The organism is Micromonospora sp. LH3U1, assembly GCF_028475105.1.
Classification (GTDB): Bacteria; Actinomycetota; Actinomycetes; order Mycobacteriales; family Micromonosporaceae; genus Micromonospora.
In genome coordinates this window covers 6,162,298-6,180,972 of the sequence record NZ_CP116936.1, presented here as the reverse complement: position 1 = coordinate 6,180,972, position 18,675 = coordinate 6,162,298, and the positions used below count along the sequence as shown (strand labels likewise).

The following is an 18,675-nucleotide window of genomic DNA, read 5'->3' as shown; positions in this document are numbered from 1 at the left end:
CGCCGTCCGGCCCCTCCCGACCCCGCCCCCGGCCCACCCCCAGATCCCCGGTGATCATGAAGTTGTTGCCCGTCTCATCGGTGTGTCACCGCAATAACTTCATGATCAACAGGGGAGGGGTTAGGGGTGGGGGGTGAAGGGGTGCCTAGGTGGGGGGTGGCCAGGAGGGTGGGGGAGTGGGTCTGGAGGGCCCTGGTGCGGGAGAGCCGGGCGGTTTCGGGGTCCACCTCGTGGGCGTACGCCAGGTTGGGGTCGACGAGTTGCACCATGTGCACCAGCAGGTCGCCGGTGATGAGCATTCGTTCGTCGGCCGAGGTCAGGAGCACCGACTGGTGGCCGGGGGTGTGGCCGGGGGTGGACAGCAGGCGTACCGCTGGGGTGAGGGTGGTCTCGCCGTCGACCACCCGGAGCTGGCCGGCGGCGCGCAAGGGCGCGATCAGGCCGGCCGGCAGTCCCGGGTTGATCGTCTCCGCCGCGTCGATCTCGGCGCGCTGCACGAGGTAGGTGGCGTTCGGGAAGTACGGCCGGCCCGGCGTGCCGGTGACCGCCCAGCCGATGTGGTCGCTGTGCAGGTGGGTCAGCACGACCGTGTCGACGTCGGCCGGGTCGATGCCCGCGGCGGCCAACTCGGCCGGCATGCGGCCGGGCACCGGTGCCCAGCTCGCGGCGGGCGCGTCGGCCGGGCCGATCCCGGCGTCGACCAGGGTGACCGGCCCGTCGCCGCTGCGGATCGCGAAGCTGCGGAACGGCAGCCACCACTGCCCGTCGGCGGTCACCGAGCCGGGGTCGCGCTGGTCGGCCTCCCGCCAGTGGGCAGCTGTGGCGTCCGGAAACGCCTGCGTGCGGGGCTGGAAGAAAGCGCCCTCGCCGTCGGTGAGCGCCGTGACCGTGATAGACCCGAGAGTGCGGCTCAGTGGCATCGGGCGATGATGTCAGGGAATTTCTGCGCCGTGCAGCCCGGTTTCCGTCGGCCGGTCGAGGCCGACTGAGGGCTGCCGGCCCAATTGCAGTACGCTCGTACTGCTTGAGCACGTGTCCCCCGAGAGGAGCGCCGGCCGATGGCGAAGATCAAGGTAAACAACCCGGTCGTAGAACTCGACGGCGACGAGATGACCCGGATCATCTGGAAGCAGATCCGGGAGCAGCTGATCCTGCCCTACCTCGACGTCGACCTGCACTACTACGACCTGTCGATCCAGCACCGCGACGAGACCGACGACCAGGTCACCATTGACGCCGCCAACGCCATCAAGGAGCACGGCGTCGGCGTCAAGTGCGCGACCATCACCCCGGACGAGGCCCGGGTGGAGGAGTTCGGCCTGAAGAAGATGTGGCGGTCGCCCAACGGCACCATCCGCAACATCCTCGGCGGCGTCGTCTTCCGTGAGCCGATCATCATGTCCAACGTGCCGCGGCTGGTCCCCGGCTGGACCAAGCCGATCATCATCGGCCGGCACGCCCACGGTGACCAGTACAAGGCCACCGACTTCGTCGTCCCCGGCCCGGGCACGGTGACCATCACCTACACCCCGGCCGACGGCGGCGCGCCGATGGAGATGGAGGTCGCCAACTTCCCGGGCGGCGGCATCGCCATGGGCATGTACAACTACGACGAGTCGATCCGGGACTTCGCCCGGGCGTCGTTCCGGTACGGGCTGGACCGCAACTACCCGGTCTACCTGTCCACCAAGAACACCATCCTCAAGGCGTACGACGGCCGGTTCAAGGACATCTTCGCTGAGGTGTTCGAGGCCGAGTTCAAGGCCGAGTTCGCCGCTGCCGGCATCACCTACGAGCACCGGCTGATCGACGACATGGTCGCCGCCGCGCTCAAGTGGGAGGGCGGCTATGTCTGGGCCTGCAAGAACTACGACGGTGACGTGCAGTCCGACACCGTCGCGCAGGGCTTCGGCTCGCTGGGTCTGATGACCTCGGTTCTGCTCTCCCCGGACGGCCGGACCGTCGAGGCCGAGGCCGCGCACGGCACGGTCACCCGGCACTACCGGCAGTACCAGAAGGGCGAGAAGACCTCGACCAACCCGATCGCGTCGATCTACGCCTGGACCCGGGGCCTGGCCCACCGGGGCAAGCTGGACGGCACTCCGGCGGTCACCGAGTTCGCCAACACCCTGGAGCAGGTCATCGTCGACACCGTCGAAGGCGGCCAGATGACCAAGGACCTCTCGCTGCTCATCTCGCGTGACGCCCCGTGGCTGACCACCGACGAGTTCATGAACGCGCTCGACGAGAACCTGGCCCGCAAGATCGGCGCCTGATCCCGCGTACCGCGTCATCGGAGCCCGCCGGCACCCGCCGGCGGGCTTCGGCGTGTCCGGCGGTGCTGCGTCGGCGTGTCCGGCGCTGACGCGCCGTTTGGCGTTACTCCGGCCGGCGCGCCTCGTTGGCCCGGATGGACAAGATGCCAGTCGAGTCCAGGAAGGTTGACCTCGGTCGACCCGCGGCACCCGTGCGCCGATCAGCCAGCCTTCCCGGCTGTGCCGTGCACAGCCAGCCGTCCCTTCCCTGCGGGGGGCCCTGTCCCGGGCCCCCCGCGCCCTGTTCCCCACCCAGGTCAGGCGGTGTCGCCGGCCGTCTCAGGCGGCGCGCAGCAGGTTGGCGGCATGCTCGGGGGCAATGTCGTTGATGAAGACACCCATCCCGGACTCGGAGCCCGCCAGGAACTTCAGCTTGTCCTTGGCTCGCCGGATGCTGAACAGCTGTAGGTGCAGGTAGGCGAGCTCGCGGTCGATCCGCACCGGCGCCTGGTGCCAGGCCGAGATGTACGGCATCGGCATGTCGAACAGGCCGTCGAAACGGCGCAGCAGATCCAGGTAGAGCGGCCCGAAGGCGTCCCGCTCGCTGTCGCTGAGCGCCGGGATGTCCGGCACCACACGGCGCGGCGCGACGTGCACCTCGAACGGCCAGCGGGCAGCCGCCGGGACGAACGCCGTCCAGTGTTCGTTCTCGACGACCACCCGGTCGCCGGTGGCGCGCTCGGCGGCCAGGACGTCCGCGTACAGGTTGCCCCCGCCGGTCCGCTCGGCGTGTCGGCGTGCCGCGGCCAGCAGCGCGCGGGTGCGCGGCGTCACGAAGGGGTACGCGTAGATCTGCCCGTGCGGGTGGTGCAGCGTCACGCCGATCTCGACGCCCCGGTTCTCGAAGCAGAAGACCTGCTCCACGCCGGGCAGTTCGCCGAGCACCTCGGTGCGGTCGGCGAGCGCGTCCAGCACGGTGCGGACCCGGCGCGGAGGAAGGCTGGCGAAGGAGGCGTTGTGGTCCGAGGTGAAGCAGACCACCTCGCACCGGCCGAGGCCCGGCCGAACCGGCGTGAACGGGGTGATCTCCCCGGGCTCGTCGGCCACCCGGCCGCTCAGCGACGGGAACCGGTTCTCGAAGACCACCACGTCGTAGTCGGGCGCGGGGATCTCGGTCAGCCGGTCGCCCACCGACGGGTCGAGGGGGCACTCGTTCGCCGGCGGGAGGAAGATGCGGGTCTGCCGGTGCACGGCGACCGCCACCCACTCGTCGGTCAGCGGGTCGTAGCGCAGTTGGGACGCGGAGGGCGGCGGCGGCAGGTCTCGTCGGTCGGGCTGGTCGCGGACCGCGTCGTCGCGCTCGTCGAAGTAGATCAGCTCCCGGCCGTCGGCCAGGTCGATCGCGGTGCGCTTCACTGCGCCGTCCCCTCACTCGTCGGCGTGCGCGTCGCGCGGCCCGCCCCTGTGGTCGCCTTCACCATGATCAGTTCGCCCACCTGTTCGCCGAGTACCCGTCGTGCGGGCGGAGACAACCGGTCGTCGCTGACCAGTACGTGTGCCGCGGCCAGCTCGACGATCGAGGAGATGCCCACCGTGCCCCACTTGGTGTGATCGGCGAGCACCACCAGCCGGTCCGCCGCGGCCACGAGCGCCCGGTCGGTCTCCGCCTCCATGAGGTTCGGGGTGGTGAAGCCGGCCCGCTCGGTGACGCCGTGGACGCCCAGGAAGAGCAGATCCAGGTGCAGTGACCGGACGGCCCCGACCGCAATTGGGCCGACCAGCGCGTCCGACGGGGTGCGGACGCCGCCGGTGAGCACCACCGTCTGGTCCGGTCGGCCACCGGCGTGCAGGATCTCGGCCACCGGCAGCGAGTTGGTCACCACGGTCAGGCCGGGCACGTCCACCAGCCTCCGGGCCAGCTCGGCCGTGGTGGTGCCGGCGGAGAGCGCGACCGCCGCGCCGGGCCGGACCAGTTGGGCCGCCCGGTCCGCGATGGCGGCCTTCTCCGGTAGCTGACGGACCGACTTGGCGTGGAAGCCCGGCTCGTCGGTCGAGCTCGGCCCGGCTGTCGTGGCACCGCCGTGCACCTTGGCCAGCAGGCCGCGCTCGTGCAGCGCTTCCAGATCGCGCCGGATGGTCATGTCGGAGACACCGAACTCGCCTGCCAACTCGCTCACCCGGAGACCGCCGGTCAACCGGACCCGCTCCAGGATGGCCGCCTGCCGCTGCTGAGCGAGCATTCGCCGTGCCTCCCGGGGGTCCACGTACTCTCACGCGGTCAAACGTGTTCCAACAAAGATGAACACTAGCGCGTGGCCGGCAGTGGTGAAAGGAACGGGGTGCGGCGCCTCAGGCAGACGCGATCTTCAGCTCCACCCAGCCGGTCTCGGTCAGATGGTGCAGCACGGCCTGCACGGCGTCCGGCACGCTCAGGTCGGTGGTGTCGAGCACCAGGTCGGCGTCGGTCGGCTCCTCGTACGGGTCGTCGATGCCGGTCATCCCGGTGAGCAGGCCAGCCCGCGCTCGCGCGTACAGGCCCTTGCGGTCCCGACGCTCGCACACCTCCAGCGGAGTGGCCACGTGCACCAGCACGAAACCCGCCCCGGCGGCCAGAGCCATCTCGTGGGCCGTGGCGCGGGCCGCCGCGTACGGGGCGATCGGGCAGCAGATGCCCACCCCACGGTGCCGGGCGATCTCGGCGGCCACCCACCCGATCCGCCGGACGTTGAGATCCCGGTCGGCCTTGCTGAAACCCAACCCGGCGGAGAGCTCCCGGCGCACCACGTCCCCGTCGAGCAGGGTCACCGTGCGGTCGCCGCTCTCCCGCAACGCGTCCGCCAGCCCTCGGGCGATGGTCGACTTGCCGGAACCGGACAGGCCGGTCAGGAAGACCACCAACCCCCGGTGCCGGCGCGGCGGCCGAGCCCGGGCCAACTCCCTCGCCACAGCCGGCGGGGTGTGCCACTCCGGCAACGGGAAGCCTCGGTCGAGCAGGTCGTCGATCTCCTGCTGGGTCAGCGCCAGCCGACGGTTGCGGGGTGGGATGTCCTCCCGCCACCGCCACTGCCCGTCCCGGTTGTCGTACGCGAGCTCGCGTGGCACCAGCACCCGCAGCCCGGCACCGGAGAGCATCTCCCCGGTGGAGAGCAGGTGGGTGACCCCGTACGCGGCGGAGACCCGGGCGCGCAGCAGCGCGTCACTGATCTCCTCGCGTCGGTGCGACAGCGGCACCGCGACCAGGGTGGCGGGCGGCATCCGGTCCCGGGCGGCGAAGATGGTGCGTACCAGCGCCTCCGGTGGGAGCCCACCGACGCCACCCTCGCCGACCGGGATCATCACAAGCAGGTGCGCGGCCAGGGTGCGGGCCGCATGAGCGATCTGGGCGAGTTGCGGACGATGCAGCGGCCGGTCGGCGATCACCCCGAGCACCCGGCCCGGGGGCAGCAGCGCCCGGACCTCCTCCGGGCTGCGGCGCAGTCGCTGGAACGGGCCGTGGCCACCGTCGCCCAGTCGCCGGACCTGGCCACCCACCCCTGCCACGCCCTCGCGCACCTGCCAGACGTCGGCCACGTCCAGCGCGGCCGTCGGTGCGCCCTCACCGTCGGTCAGCACCAGCGCCCGGCGGGCCGGGTCGCGCGGATCGAGGCTCTGGGCCAGCGTGGGCGGCACCTGGAGGGTCACCGCGACCTGCCACGGTGCGCCGTCGGCCAGTCGGCCGCGTCGGCTGACCGAGACCAGGTCGGCGCGGGTCATGAAACCGGTCAGAGGGGCGTACGCGCCGGTGAGCAACAGCTCCAGATCCGCGAGCTCACCGGGACGTGGCGTGTACGCCGGTGCGTCCCGCAGCACCTCGTCGGGCAGCACCCAGCCGTTACTCATCCACGCCCCCCACTCGCTGACCGGCACACAGTTTCGCAGCCGACCGCCGATCGGTCGAGGGCGCCACTCCACGACCCGGGCGGGCGGATCAGCGCCGGATCCGCCGGCCCACCGCCGACCGCACCCGGTTCCACACCCTCCGCTCGTCGCGGATCCGGGGCCGCGAGCCGTCGGCCCGGCAGATGAACAACAGCGGCAGCCGCGCGTCCTCGGTCCAGCCCACGTTGGTGATCCGGGCTTTGAGCAGCCAGCTACCCCGGGTCCGGCCGCCGTTGAGGGCGCCGAAGTCGATCGTGGTGGTGGCCCGGTGGACCAGGTGGACGGTGTCCGCCCCGGCCGTCCCGGTGACCCGCTCGGTCTGGAAGGTCACCGGGAGGAAGATTTCGTCACCGGTCTCCCGCCGGCGGGCGACCAGATCCAGGCGGGCCTTGCGGACCTGCGCGGTGGCGTCGAGCACCTCGGTGGCGATCTCCTCCATCGGGAGCACCAACACGTCCCGGCCGTCGTCGGCGCGGAAGCCGACCGGCTGGCCCGCAGAGCGCAGCTCGGCGGAGATGGTCACCGTGACGACGCGGTCGTCGCACTGAAGTTCGTCGATCGTGCCGTGTGCGGCGATGCCCGCCTCCCAGTGGGCGAGCCGGCGCAGGTCCGCGACACGGCCTCGCTCGGCCAGGTACGCCACGGCTCGGAGCAGGGGTGGCAGCCCAGCGGCGACGCCAGGGGCGAACCTGTCCTGAATGACCTTCTGGGTCTCCAGCGCGAGCTGCTCCAGCCAGTCCTCGGGGGCGTTCAGGAGCCGCTTCCCGCGCAGTCGGCTGAGCATCTCGTTGCGCAGCCACCGCCGGTGCAGCCGGTCCCGCAGCGGACCCGGCTCGGTGTTGGCATCCACGGTGTCCAGCGCGTCCCGCACGCTCACGAAGTAGCTCGACGGGTCCAGCTGGGTCGCGGTGACGTTGCGCGCGTCGCTCCTCTGGACGTGGTGATAGCAGGTGTAGTCGGACAGCACGGAGGTGCGTCGGGACAGGAAGTAGGCCCGCACGACCATTGCGTGGTCCTCCAGCCGACGCTTGCCGCCCTCCGGGAACCGCAGACCGTGCTCGTTGAGGAACGACCGCCGGAACAGCTTGTGGCAGGTCAAACTGTCGATCAGCGGGGAGTTCTCCAGGGTGGCCTCGAAGCGGTTCTTCCGGAACAGCTCCCGGGGCACGGGGCGCCCGTGTCCGGCCATCTTCCCGACGACGATGTCCGCGTCGTTCGTCTTCGCGCAGGCGTACAGCCGCTCAAGCGCCTCGTCGGCGACCCAGTCGTCGTCGTCGGCGAAGAAGACGTACTCGCCGCGGGCGTTCTCGACACCCAGGTTGCGCGGGCGCGACGGCCAGCCGGAGTTCTCGATGTGCAGCACCCTGATGTGTGAGTGCTTGGCGGCCAGTCGGTCCAGTCGTTCGGCGGTGTCGTCGGTCGAGCCGTCGTCGACGAAGACCGCTTCGAACTCGGCGGCGGGCAGTGACTGACGCAGCAGCGAGGCGACAAGTTTCTCGATGTGCGGGCCGCAGTTGTAAGCCGGCACCACGACGCTCACCTTGGGGACGCCAACCTCGGCCATCAGGATCCCTCCTGTGTCGTCAGTCGATCATCCTGCGGGCTTGCTGCCTGATGAACGGGAGGTGAATGGTGCCACCCCAGATATGTCTTTCAATAGGCGGGGTCGGGCCGAGCGCGGGACCGGCCGAAACATCACAACCGCCCCCGCCGGTGGACCTTAGGGGTTCGCCGCGGCAAGGATCAGGGGAGCGCCGGGGGCGCGCCGGTGTCCGTAGTGGGCAGCGACTCCCTACGCTGGGCAGCGTGACACTGATCGCGACCCAGTCGCTCACCAAGACGTACGGAGGTCGGGTCACCGCACTCGCCGACCTCACCGTCGCCGTCGAGCCCGGGATCATCGGCCTGGTGGGCGCGAACGGCGCCGGCAAATCCACGTTGATCAAGATTCTGCTCGGCCTGATCGCACCGACCAGTGGTCAGGTCTCGGTGCTCGGCATCGACCCGACCGCCGACCCGGCGGCCGTCCGCGCCCGGGTCGGCTACATGCCGGAACACGACTGCCTCCCACCGGACCTCTCCGCCGCCGAGCTGGTCACCCACCTCGGCCGGATGAGCGGCCTGCCCCGCACCGCGGCTCGCGAGCGGGCCTCGGAGGCGCTGCGGCACGTGGGGCTCTACGAGGAGCGCTACCGCCCGGTCGGTGGCTACTCGACCGGCATGAAGCAGCGGGTCAAGCTGGCCCAGGCGCTGGTGCACGACCCCGACCTGCTGCTGCTCGACGAGCCGACCAACGGCCTGGACCCGGCCGGCCGGGACGCCATGCTGGCCCTGGTGCACCGGATCGGCACCGAGTTCGGCATCTCCGTCCTGGTCTGCTCGCACCTGCTCGGTGAGGTCGAGCGGATCTGCGACACGCTGATCGCCATCGACGGCGGCAAGCTGCTGCGCGCCGACCACATCTCCGCGATGACCACGGCCACCGACGTGCTCGCCGTGGAGGTCAGCGAGGGCACCGAGGAGCTCGCCGCCCGGCTCGCCGAGCTGAAACTGCCGGTCGCCCGGGACGGGCGACTGCTCCTCGTGCCACTCGCCGACGACGGCACCTACGACCTGATCCTCGGCGCGGTCGCCGAACTGGACCTGCCACTGCACCGACTGGACCAGCGCCGGCACCGGGTGGCCGAACTCTTCGCCACGAGGGAGCTCTCCCATGCCTGAGCCGACCGCAGCCGCCGTGCGCCCCGCGCCGACCGGCGTCATCCATGACATCGGCTACCAACGCTACGAGGGTCCGAGGCTGGGCCGCCGCCAGGTCTTCGGCGCGCTCTACCTGCACGGGCTGCGCACCGCGTTCGGCTTCGGCCGCAGCGCCAAAGCCAAGATCTTCCCGTGGCTGGTGGTCGGCATCGTCTCCCTGGTCGCGGTGGCCCTGGCCGCGGTACGCAGCCAGATCGGCGAGCCGGTCGCCACGTACGCCCAGTTCGCCGACGCGATGAGCTGGCTGGTCATCTTCTTCGTCGCGGTCGTCGCCCCGGAGTTGGTCTCCCGGGATCTGCGCAGCGGCGTGCTGCCGCTGTACTTCTCCCGGCCGCTGCCGCGCGCCGACTACGCGTTGGCCAAGCTGCTGGCGCTGGTCACCGCCCTCTGGCTGCTGCTCGGCGGGCCGCAGCTGCTGATGTTCCTGGGTGCCGCCTTCACCACCAAGCAGGGCATGCGCGGGGTGTGGAACGAGCTGCTCGACCTGCTGCCCGGGCTGCTCTACGCCGGGCTGTGGGCGGTGGTCTTCGCCTCGGTCGGGCTGCTGGTCGCATCGCTGACCGGCAAGCGCGCCTTCGCCGCCGGCGGCGTGGTGGCGGTCTTCCTGATGACCACCCCGATCGTGGGCGTGCTGAGCATCCTGCCGTCGCGCGCCGCCAACGAACTGGCCGGGCTTGCCTCCCCCTCCACGCTGGTGCAGGGGGTGGGCATCTGGTCGCTGGGTGACCTGCTGGTCGAGGGCGATCCGGGCGAGATGATGATCGGCGGGTTCGGCCCGGTCTACGCCCTGGCCGCGGTGCTGCTGGTCGCCGGCGCCATCGCCCTCCTGCTGGCCCGCTATCGGAAGGTCGCCTCCTGATGAGCACGCTGAGCCTGACCGGGGTGTCCCGGTGGTATGGCAACGTGGTCGCGGTCAACGACATCAGCATGGCGCTGGGGCCGGGCGTGACCGGGCTGCTCGGCCCGAACGGCGCCGGCAAGACCACGCTGCTGCACATGATGGCCGGGTTTCTCGCCCCGTCGCGCGGCACGGTCACCCTCGACGACGATCCGACCTGGCGTAACCCCGACGTCTACCGGCGGCTGGGGCTGGTCAGTGAACGGGAGGCGGTGCAGGGTTTCCTCACCGCGTACGAGTTCGTGCTGGCCAGCGCGAAGCTGCACCGGCTGCCCGATCCGGCGGCCGCAGCGCGACGGGCGATCGATCTGGTGGAGCTCGAGTCGGCGCAGGACCGCCGGATCGGCACGTACTCCAAGGGCATGCGCCAGCGCGCCCGGGTGGCCGCCGCGTTGGTGCACGACCCGCAGGTGCTGTTGCTCGACGAGCCGTTCAACGGGATGGACCCGCGCCAGCGGCTGCACATGATGCAGCTGCTGCACACCCTGGGCGACGCCGGCCGGACGATCCTGTTCAGCTCGCACATCCTGGAGGAGGTCGAACAGGTCTCCGGAACGGTGCAGGTGATGGTGGCCGGCCGGTTGGCCGCCTCCGGCGACTTCCGGACCATCCGCCGGTTGATGACCAACCGCCCGCACGTCTTCGCGGTGCGTTCCACCGACGACCGGGCGCTGGCCGTCGCGCTGATCGCCGAGCCGTCGGTGAGCGGGGTGGAGTTGGACCCGACCGGCCTGACCGTGCGGGCCGGTGACTACGGCGCGTTCACCCGGGCGCTACCCCGGATCGCCCTGAACAAAGGCATCCGGGTGCGCCAGTTGGTGCCGTCCGACGAGTCCCTGGAGAGCGTCTTCTCCTACCTGGTGGAGGCCTGACATGTCGACAATTACCTGGATCACCGCGCGCGGGCTGTTCGGCCGCCGCCGGTTTCTGCTGCTGCTCCCGCTGCCGTTGCTGCTGCTCGGGCTGGCCGTGCTCTGCCGGTCGCTGGGCGTCGACCCGGGCCAGTGGGGGCCGCCGGTGCTGGTCGGCCTCGGGCTGGCCGTGGTGCTGCCGGTGGTCGCGCTGATCATCGGCACGGGCGTGCTGGGCGCCGAGATCGACGACGGCACTGTGGTGCACATCCTGACCAAGCCGCTGCCGCGCTGGCAGATCGTGCTGCCGAAGCTCGCGGTGGCCGCCGGGGTCACCGCGGTCACCGTGGCGGTGCCGCTCTACGTCGCGGGCGTGCTCGCCGATTCGGTACGCCTCGGACTGGCGCTGGCGGTCGCGGCGGCGCTCGGCGCGCTGGCGTACTCGGCGTTGTTCCTCGCACTCAGCCTGGTCACCAGGCGGCCGGTGCTGCTCGGCCTGGTCTACGTGCTGATCTGGGAAGGGCTGCTGGGCAACGTCGTCAGCGGCACGAAGGTGCTCTCCATTCAGCAGTACGTGATCACCCTCGCCGACCGGATCGCCCCCACCGGACTGCTGGAGAGCGGCGTGTCGGTGCCGGTGGCGTCGGTGATGACGGCGCTGGTCAGCGTCGGCTTCACAGTGCTCGCCATCGACCGCCTGCGCTCGTTCAGCGTGGCTGGCGAGACGAGCTGACAACGGTGCGAGACGCTGTTCCGGCCAGCCCCCGCGCGGCGGTAGGGCTGGCCGGATGGACCGGCCGGGCCACCTCGGGCCAGGCTGGTGGGCGTGAGCGTCGAAGCGGAGCGGACGTCGTTGGCTGAGCCGTACTCCCGAACCAGCCGGCCGTGGCTGACCAGCCTGGCGGTCGCCGGGCTGGCCTGCGCCACGGTCGCCACGGCCGCTCAGGGCACCGGCCAGTTTCACTGGTGGGCGGTGTTCATCCTGATTCCGGCCGCGTTGATCGCGGCCAGCGGTGGGCCGTTGCTGGCCCGGGGCGGTGGCCGGGCCTTCGCCGGGTACATGCTCGCCTGCGTCGGCACCCTGGTGTTCGCGGTGGGCGCGCTGCTGATGTTCGGCGTGATGAGTCGGGGTTGGCCGCTGCTGGTGGTGCTGCCCTGCCTGGCGGTCGCCGGCACCTACGGCTGGCGGGCAGCCCACCCGCTGGCCCGCGGCCTGCACCGGGCGGTGGCCCTGCTCGCGCTGACCGGCGCGCTGCTCGGCCTGACCCTGCAACTGATCCGGGTGGATCTGATCCACCCGGAGACCGGTTGGTGGGGTGCGTTCCTTATGCTGGCTGGGGCCATCGTGCTGGGCAACGCGGGTGAGCTGACCCGGCACCGGATGCCCTACCGCCTCCAGGCGATCACCCTGTTGGTGGGGCCCGCCGTGGTCGCGTTCCTGCTCGGGCTGCGCTTCCTGCGCGGCTGGTGACGGCCCGTCCGTCGCCGCCCCGGCGGGGTGGGCGGCGGCGGACGGAGCCGCTCCAGCGGAATGGGCGGCGGGCGCAGCTCAGAAGGCGCAGGCGATGACGAGCTCCGGGGTGCGGTCGGGGAGCAGGTCGAGTTTGCCGATCCGGCCGGCTGCCCGCAGGTCGTCGGCGACCAGGGTGAGCTGTTCCAGAAGAGCTGCCGGGCCGAGCGCCTCGGCGAGCGGCACCTCCGCCTTCATCGACAGCTTCCGCTCCGACTTGGCCCGCCGCACCTGGCTCAACGCGTCGCCGGCAAGCCGCAGCAGCGCCGGCTCACCCGTCCCCTCGATGGTGCGGGCCACCTCGTGGGTGGTGGGCCACGGCGCTCGGTGCACCGAGCCGTACCGCCACCACGACCAGACCTCCTCGGTCACGTAGGGCAGCACCGGGGCGAACAGCCGCAGCTGCACCGACAGCGCCGAGGCCAGCGCCGCGCGCGCCGAGTCGGCTGCCGCGCCGGTGCCGTACGCGCGTTCCTTGACCAGCTCGATGTAGTCGTCGCAGAACCGCCAGAAGAACGCCTCGGTCACCTGCAACGCGGCCGTGTGGTCGTACGCGTCGAAGGCGGTGCTCGCGGCGGTGACCACGGTGGCCAGCTCGGCGAGCATGGCCCGGTCCAGTGGAGCGGTCGCCGGGGCGCGCAGCGCGTCCGCCGCGCCCAGCCCGAGCGCGAACTTGGACGCGTTGAGCAGTTTGGTGGCCAGCCGCCGGCCGACCTTGATCTGCGCCGGGTCGAAGGCCAGGTCCATGCCGGGCTTGCCGCTGGCCGCCCAATAGCGCACCGCGTCCGAACCGTGCTGTTCCAACAGCGCCAGCGGGGTGACGACGTTGCCCTTGGACTTGGCCATCTTCTTGCGGTCCGGGTCGAGGATCCAGCCCGAGAGCACGGTGTCCCGCCAGGGCAGCACCCCGTGTTCGAAATGCGAACGGACCACGCTGTCGAAGAGCCAGGTCCGGATGATCTCCTGCCCCTGCGGGCGGAGGTCCATCGGGAAGATCCGGGCGAACAGGTCCGGGTCGGTCTCCCAGCCGCCGACGATCTGCGGGGTCAGCGACGAGGTGGCCCAGGTGTCCAGCACGTCCGGGTCGCCGATGAAGCCGCCCGGTTGGCCGCGCTGCGACTCGTCGTAACCGGGTGCCGGGTCGGTCGATGGGTCGACCGGCAGCGCGGACTCGTCCGGCGTGAGAGGGTGGGTCCAGTCCGGCTCGCCAGTGTTGTCGAGCCGGTACCACACCGGCACCGGCACCCCGAAGAAGCGTTGGCGGCTGACCAACCAGTCCCCGGTCAGGCCGCCCACCCAGTGGTCGTAGCGGTGCTTCATGTGCGCCGGCACCCAGTGCAGCTCTTCGCCCCGGGCCAGCAGCGTCGCCCGCAGCGCGTCGTCCCGGCCGCCGTTGCGCAGATACCATTGCCGGGTCGAGACGATCTCCAGTGGCCGGTCGCCGCGTTCGTAGAACTTGACCGGGTGGGTGATCGGGCGCGGCTCACCGATCAGGTCACCCGCGTCGGCCAGCATTCCGACGATCTCCCGGCGGGCGCCGTTGACGGTCTGCCCGGCCAGCGCCGCGTACGGCTGCGCCGGCACCCCGGCCGGCGGTTCGGGGAGCAGCCGGCCGTCCCGGCCGATCACCACCCGCGTGGCCAGCCCCAGCTCACGCCACCAGGTCACGTCGGTCAGGTCACCGAACGTGCAGACCATCGCGACGCCGGTGCCCTTGCCCGGGTCGGCGAGCGGGTGGGCGTGCACCGGCACCTCGACGTCGAACAACGGGCTGCGCACGGTGCCGCCCACCAGGTCGGCGTACCGCTCGTCGTCGGGGTGGCAGACCAGCGCCACACAGGCCGGCAACAGCTCGGGTCGGGTGGTGTCGATGAGCACCTCGCGCCCACCGGACGCGATGAACCGCAGCCGGTGGTAGGCGCCGGGACGCTCCCGGTCCTCCAACTCGGCCTGGGCGACCGCGGTGGCGAAACCGACGTCCCAGAGCGTCGGCGCCTCCGACTGGTACGCCTCGCCGCGGAGCAGGTTGCGCACGAACGCCCGCTGGCTGGTGGCCCGCGCGATCCGGCCGATCGTCGTGTACGTCAGGGACCAGTCCACCGAGAGCCCGAGCCGCCGCCACAGCGCCTCGAAGACCTGCTCGTCGGCGACCGTCAGCCGTTCGCACAGCTCGATGAAGTTGCGGCGGGAGATCGGGGTGGGGTCGCGGCGGGCCGCGTCGTCGACCGGCGCCGACGGTGGCCGCCACACCGGGTCGTACGGCAGTGCGGGATCGCAGCGCACCCCGTAGACGTTCTGCACGCGACGCTCGGTGGGCAGGCCGTTGTCGTCCCAACCCATCGGGTAGAAGACAGCCTTGCCGCGCATCCGCTGGTACCGCGCGACCGTGTCGGTATGCGTGTACGAGAACACGTGCCCCATGTGCAACTCGCCGGATACGGTCGGCGGCGGGGTGTCGATGGAGTACACGTCGACGCTGCGACCATTCCGGCTCGGCGCGTCTGACGCCGCGCCGCGACCCGGAACAGCCGGCTTGGAGCGGTCGAACGCGTACGTGCCCTCCTCCTGCCAGCGGCGTGCCCAGCTCTCCTCGAGCCCGTCCAGGGTCGGACGCTCGGGAACGCCGGCGCGGGCCGTCCTCGCCGTATCGGTCATCCTGCGATCGTAGGCACCTGCCGGGTGTGGGGCGACGTAGTTGCGGCCGAACACACCGGCCGGCAGGGAACGGCCACCGGCCGGGGCCGCACGGCTAGATCAGCGAGTCGCGCCACTGCCGGTGCAGGGCCGCGTACCGGCCGTCGGTCTCGGCCAGCGCGGCGGGTGGGCCGTCCTCGACGACCTTCCCGTCGTCGAGGACGAGCACCCGGTCGGCGGTCTCCACGGTGGAGAGTCGGTGTGCGATCACCAGGGCGGTGCGGTCGCGCAGGATGGTGCCGAGCGCCCGCTGCACCAGCCGTTCGGTCGGTACGTCCAGCGACGACGTCGCCTCGTCCAGGATCAGCACGGTCGGGTCGGCCAGGAACGCCCGGGCGAACGCGACAAGTTGCCGCTGCCCGGCGGAGAGCCGGCCGCCGCGTCGGTGCACCTGAGTGGCGTACCCCTCGGGCAGTGCGGCGATGAAGTCATGCGCGCCGATCGCCCGCGCGGCGGCCTGGACCGCGGCGTCGTCCGCGCCCGGGCGGCCGAACCGGATGTTCTCCGCGACGGTCCCACTGAACAGGTGGTTCTCCTGCGTCACCAGGACCACCGCCCGGCGTAGGTCGGCGTCGCTCACGTCGCGCAGGTCGACCCCGTCGAGCCGGACCGTGCCGGTGTCCGGGTCGTGGAACCGGGCGACCAGCTTGGCGATGGTCGACTTGCCCGCGCCGGTCGGCCCGATCAGCGCCACGGTCTGCCCGGCCGGCACGGTCAGCTCCAACCCGGCGAGGATCGGCGTGTCCGCGCGGTAGCCGAAGGAGACCGCCCGGAAGGTCAACTCGCCGCGAGCGGGCCCGGTCGGCAGCGGGGTGGGCCGGACCGGTTCGGCGACGGCCGGCGGTTCGTCGAGCACCCCGGCCAGCTTCTCCAATGCCGCGGTGGCCGACTGCAGCGAGTTGTAGAACTGGCTCAACTCCTGCATCGGCTCGAAGAAGCGGCGCAGGTAGAGCAGGAACGCGGCCAGCACACCGATCTCGGTCTGGCCGCCGAGCACCCGCCAACCGCCGTAGCAGAGCACCACCGCCACGGCGACGTTGCCGATCAGCTTGATCGCGGGCGAGTACGTGGCGATCAGCCGGAACGCGTGCAGGCTGGTGCGTCGGTAGTCGTCGCCGAGCGCCACGAAGATCCGTTGGTTGCGCGGCTCCCGCCGGAACGCCTGCACGGCCCGGATGCCCCGCATCGACTCGACGAAGTGCACGATGACCAGCGCGACGGCGTCCCGGGTCCGCCGGTACGCGCTGGCCGACGACCGGGCGAACCAGCGGGACAGCCAGAACAGGAACGGGAAGGCGAGCAGCGTCACGGTGGCCAGCGGCAGGTCCAGCCAGAGCAGGATGGCGGCCACCGACAGGATCGACAGCCCGGCCAGCACCAGGCTGTCGATACCACCGTCGACCAGCTCGGCGATCGAGTCCAGGTCACTGGTGAGCCGGGAGACCATCCGGCCGGAGGTGTACCGCTCGTGGAAGCCCACGGACAGCCGCAGGAAGTGCCCGAACACCCGCTGCCGCAGGTCGAGCAGGACGGCCTGGCCGATCCGGGCGGAGAGTGTGAGGAACCCGCGGCGGGCCGCGTACTCGGTCACCGAGGCGACCGCGAACGCCCCGGCGACGGCGACCAGCGGGCCGGGGTCGCCGGCGCGTAACGGCGGGATGGCCCGGTCGATGCCGATCATGACCAGGTACGGGCCGGCCATCGCGGCGGCGTTCTGGGCCAGCAGCAGACCGACGGCGGCGGCGAGTCGTCTCCGGTGCGGGCGGAGCAGGTCGGCCAGCAGGGTCCGGCTGAGCCGGCGCAGCCGGGCCACCGCCTCGGGTGTGTCGTCCTCGGCTCGACTCCGGTCGGCCTCCGGGTCGGTGGCGGTTCCGCGCCAGCGGGTGAGTTCGGGCTCCTCCTCGGGCGGTGGGTCGGCCTGCTTCGGGACGGTCACGAGTGCACCAGCCCCCAGCCGTCCGAAGCGGACGGGCTCGACCCGGTGGCTCCGGACGGCGGCGGCTCCCCGGCGGGCGGTTCGGCGGCGAGCAGCGCCCGGTACGCCGGCACGGTGGCCAGCAGTTCGGAGTGTCGGCCGATCGCGGTTATCCGTCCGTCTTCGAGCAGGGCGACCCGGTCGGCCAGCGCGATCGTCGACGGCCGGTGCACCACCAGCAGTGCGGTGCTGTTGCGCAGGACCCGCCGCAGCGCAGCCTCGACCAGCGCCTCGGTGTGCACGTCGAGAGCGGACAGCGGATCGTCCAGCACCAGCACCGCAGGTCGGCCGAGCACGGCCCGCGCCAACGCGAGCCGCTGCCGTTGCCCGCCGGAGAGAGACAACCCCTGCTCACCCACCCGGGTGTCCAACCCCCACGGCAGGTCGTACGCGAAGTCGGCCTGGGCCAGCGCGAGGGCCGCCCGGACGTCGTCGTCGCCGGCGTCCGGGCGACCCAGGGTGAGGTTTTCCCGCACCGACATGGAGAACAGCGTGGGTTCCTCGAACGCCACCCCGACAAGTCGGCGCAGTGAGGCCAGCCGCAGCTCGCGCAGGTCGTGCCCGTCCAGGGTGATCCTGCCGGCGGTCACCTCGTGCAGCCGGGGCACCAGGGAGAGCAGCGTGCTCTTGCCGGACCCGGTGGCGCCGACCAGTGCCAGCGTCTCGCCTGGCTCGATGGTCAGGTCGATCTCGCGCAGCACCGGTGCCGTCGCACCCGGGTAGCTGAACGCGACCCGCTCGAAGCGGAGCCGGCCCTGGACCGCGTCGCTGGGCAGCGCGAGCGCGCCGGGGGAGTCGACGATCTGGGGTGGGGTGTCCAGCACCTCCTGGATCCGGTCGGCGGCGGTGGCGGCCTCCTGACCGTTGGCGATGATCCAACCCAGCGACTGCACCGGCCAGATGAGCATCAGTTGGAGGCTGACGAACGCGACCAGCTCACCGATGGTGAGCGCGCCCTCCGCGGCGGCGGCCGCCCCAGCCACCAGGACCACGCCCAGGGTCACGTTGGGCACCAGGTCGAGCAGCGCCGAGGTGTTGGCCAACAGCCGCCCCTTGCTGACGCCCGTGTCGTGCAGCCGCCGGGCCCCACCGGCGAAGCGGGCGGCCAGTTCGGGCCCCCGGCCGTACGCCTTCATGGTGCGTAGGCCCTGCGCGGTCTCCTCGACCAGGGTCGCCACGTCGCCCTGCTGGTCCTGCATCCGGCGGGAGGCGGCGTGGTAGTGCCGCCCAAACCGTCGACTGATCAACAGCAGCGGCACCGCGCTGGCCGCGACCAGCACACCCAGTGCCGGGTGCAGGTTGATCAGCAGCAGGACCACGACCACGTAGGTCGTCAGGTTGAGCACCAGGAAGAACACGCCGAAGGAGAGGAACCGGCGGATCACCGACAGGTCGCTGGTGATCCGGGAGAGCAACTGGCCGGACTGCCAGCGGTCGTGGAAGCTCGTCGGCAACCGTTGCAGGTGGGCGTAGACGTCGGCGCGCAGCGCCGCCTCCATGCCCACGGCGGAGGAGGACTGCACCCACCGGCGGATGAAGATGAGCACCGCCTCGACCACGCCGAGCAGCAGCGCCAGGCCGCCGAGTTGGAGCAGCCCGGCGGGTTCGTGTCGGGCCACCGGCCCGTCCACCACCCGCTGCACGACCAGTGGTACGGCGATTCCGGCCGCCGTGCCGGCGAGACCCGCGACGAGCAGCCAGGCGAACTCGGCGGCGTACGGGCGCAGGTAGGGGCGCAGCCGCCAGAGGTTGTGCACCGGGTGGAAGCCCGCAGCGGCCCGAGCGGCCGGGTCGCCCTCGTTCTCCGCAGGCAC

General features: G+C 71.7%; 14 protein-coding genes. 6 read left to right on the top strand and 8 right to left on the bottom strand.

Annotated features, from left to right (window positions below; all coding sequences use genetic code 11):
• Positions 1-74 precede the first annotated feature (74 nt).
• On the bottom strand, positions 75-920 hold the full coding sequence (locus PCA76_RS28320) for an MBL fold metallo-hydrolase (RefSeq protein ID WP_272613489.1): 846 nt from the start codon (positions 918-920) through the stop codon (positions 75-77).
• A 138-nt stretch (positions 921-1,058) separates the two neighbouring features.
• On the opposite strand from PCA76_RS28320, the gene PCA76_RS28315 reads away from it, so the two are divergent.
• Positions 1,059-2,276, top strand: coding sequence for an NADP-dependent isocitrate dehydrogenase (locus PCA76_RS28315; RefSeq protein WP_272613488.1), 1,218 nt, complete (start codon positions 1,059-1,061; stop codon positions 2,274-2,276).
• Between the two features lie 318 nt (positions 2,277-2,594).
• Here the strand turns inward: PCA76_RS28315 and galT are convergent, their stop codons facing one another.
• The 4 genes from galT to PCA76_RS28295 form a co-directional block, all read right to left on the bottom strand.
• Positions 2,595-3,671 carry a galactose-1-phosphate uridylyltransferase gene (gene galT, locus PCA76_RS28310; RefSeq protein ID WP_272613487.1) on the bottom strand — a complete coding sequence of 359 codons (1,077 nt, stop codon included), beginning with the start codon at positions 3,669-3,671 and terminating at the stop codon, positions 2,595-2,597.
• Positions 3,668-4,495, bottom strand: a complete 828-nt coding sequence (locus PCA76_RS28305) for a DeoR/GlpR family DNA-binding transcription regulator (protein ID WP_272613486.1) — start codon at positions 4,493-4,495, stop codon at positions 3,668-3,670. Before PCA76_RS28305 ends, galT begins: the two co-directional genes overlap by 4 nt.
• Before the next feature lie 109 nt (positions 4,496-4,604).
• Positions 4,605-6,134 (bottom strand): adenylyl-sulfate kinase, encoded by a 1,530-nt coding sequence (gene cysC, locus PCA76_RS28300; protein ID WP_272613485.1) that lies wholly within the window; start codon positions 6,132-6,134, stop codon positions 4,605-4,607.
• Positions 6,135-6,222: 88 nt separating this feature from the next.
• The gene (locus PCA76_RS28295) at positions 6,223-7,737 is read right to left on the bottom strand and encodes a glycosyltransferase family 2 protein (RefSeq protein ID WP_272613484.1); all 1,515 of its coding nucleotides are present in this window, start codon (positions 7,735-7,737) and stop codon (positions 6,223-6,225) included.
• A gap of 242 nt (positions 7,738-7,979) precedes the next feature.
• Here PCA76_RS28295 and PCA76_RS28290 point away from each other — a divergent pair, with 242 nt between their 5' ends.
• The 5 genes from PCA76_RS28290 (at position 7,980) to PCA76_RS28270 (ending at position 12,153) form a co-directional block, all read left to right on the top strand.
• Positions 7,980-8,894 carry an ABC transporter ATP-binding protein gene (locus tag PCA76_RS28290; RefSeq protein WP_272613483.1) on the top strand — a complete coding sequence of 305 codons (915 nt, stop codon included), beginning with the start codon at positions 7,980-7,982 and terminating at the stop codon, positions 8,892-8,894.
• Complete coding sequence (locus PCA76_RS28285; RefSeq protein ID WP_272613482.1) at positions 8,887-9,792, top strand: ABC transporter permease; 906 nt, start codon at positions 8,887-8,889, stop codon at positions 9,790-9,792. The genes PCA76_RS28290 and PCA76_RS28285 overlap by 8 nt, the downstream gene beginning before the upstream one ends.
• The gene (locus PCA76_RS28280; RefSeq protein ID WP_238681678.1) at positions 9,792-10,703 is read left to right on the top strand and encodes an ABC transporter ATP-binding protein; all 912 of its coding nucleotides are present in this window, start codon (positions 9,792-9,794) and stop codon (positions 10,701-10,703) included. Before PCA76_RS28285 ends, PCA76_RS28280 begins: the two co-directional genes overlap by 1 nt.
• A gap of 1 nt (position 10,704) precedes the next feature.
• Positions 10,705-11,415, top strand: a complete 711-nt coding sequence (locus tag PCA76_RS28275) for an ABC transporter permease subunit (protein WP_272613481.1) — start codon at positions 10,705-10,707, stop codon at positions 11,413-11,415.
• A 93-nt stretch (positions 11,416-11,508) separates the two neighbouring features.
• Positions 11,509-12,153: a hypothetical protein gene (locus PCA76_RS28270; protein ID WP_272613480.1), complete on the top strand. Its 645-nt coding sequence runs from the start codon at positions 11,509-11,511 to the stop codon at positions 12,151-12,153.
• 78 nt (positions 12,154-12,231) lie between these two features.
• Here the strand turns inward: PCA76_RS28270 and valS are convergent, their stop codons facing one another.
• The 3 genes from valS to PCA76_RS28255 form a co-directional block, all read right to left on the bottom strand.
• Positions 12,232-14,847 carry a valine--tRNA ligase gene (gene valS / locus PCA76_RS28265; RefSeq protein ID WP_272613479.1) on the bottom strand — a complete coding sequence of 872 codons (2,616 nt, stop codon included), beginning with the start codon at positions 14,845-14,847 and terminating at the stop codon, positions 12,232-12,234.
• A 94-nt stretch (positions 14,848-14,941) separates the two neighbouring features.
• Positions 14,942-16,822, bottom strand: coding sequence for an ABC transporter ATP-binding protein (locus PCA76_RS28260; RefSeq protein WP_272613478.1), 1,881 nt, complete (start codon positions 16,820-16,822; stop codon positions 14,942-14,944).
• Positions 16,819-18,675, bottom strand: a complete 1,857-nt coding sequence (locus PCA76_RS28255; RefSeq protein WP_272613477.1) for an ABC transporter ATP-binding protein — start codon at positions 18,673-18,675, stop codon at positions 16,819-16,821. The genes PCA76_RS28260 and PCA76_RS28255 overlap by 4 nt, the downstream gene beginning before the upstream one ends.

Bases quoted from the DNA above. Each gene is read 5' to 3' on its own strand.
- valS (WP_272613479.1), bottom strand. From the start codon at position 14,847: ATGACCGATACGGCGAGGACGGCCCGCGCCGGCGTTCCCGAGCGTCCG.
- PCA76_RS28295 (WP_272613484.1), bottom strand. From the start codon at position 7,737: ATGGCCGAGGTTGGCGTCCCCAAGGTGAGCGTCGTGGTGCCGGCTTAC.
- cysC (WP_272613485.1), bottom strand. From the start codon at position 6,134: ATGAGTAACGGCTGGGTGCTGCCCGACGAGGTGCTGCGGGACGCACCG.
- PCA76_RS28315 (WP_272613488.1), top strand. From the start codon at position 1,059: ATGGCGAAGATCAAGGTAAACAACCCGGTCGTAGAACTCGACGGCGAC.
- PCA76_RS28285 (WP_272613482.1), top strand. From the start codon at position 8,887: ATGCCTGAGCCGACCGCAGCCGCCGTGCGCCCCGCGCCGACCGGCGTC.
- PCA76_RS28275 (WP_272613481.1), top strand. From the start codon at position 10,705: ATGTCGACAATTACCTGGATCACCGCGCGCGGGCTGTTCGGCCGCCGC.
- PCA76_RS28280 (WP_238681678.1), top strand. From the start codon at position 9,792: ATGAGCACGCTGAGCCTGACCGGGGTGTCCCGGTGGTATGGCAACGTG.
- PCA76_RS28320 (WP_272613489.1), bottom strand. From the start codon at position 920: ATGCCACTGAGCCGCACTCTCGGGTCTATCACGGTCACGGCGCTCACC.
- PCA76_RS28305 (WP_272613486.1), bottom strand. From the start codon at position 4,495: ATGCTCGCTCAGCAGCGGCAGGCGGCCATCCTGGAGCGGGTCCGGTTG.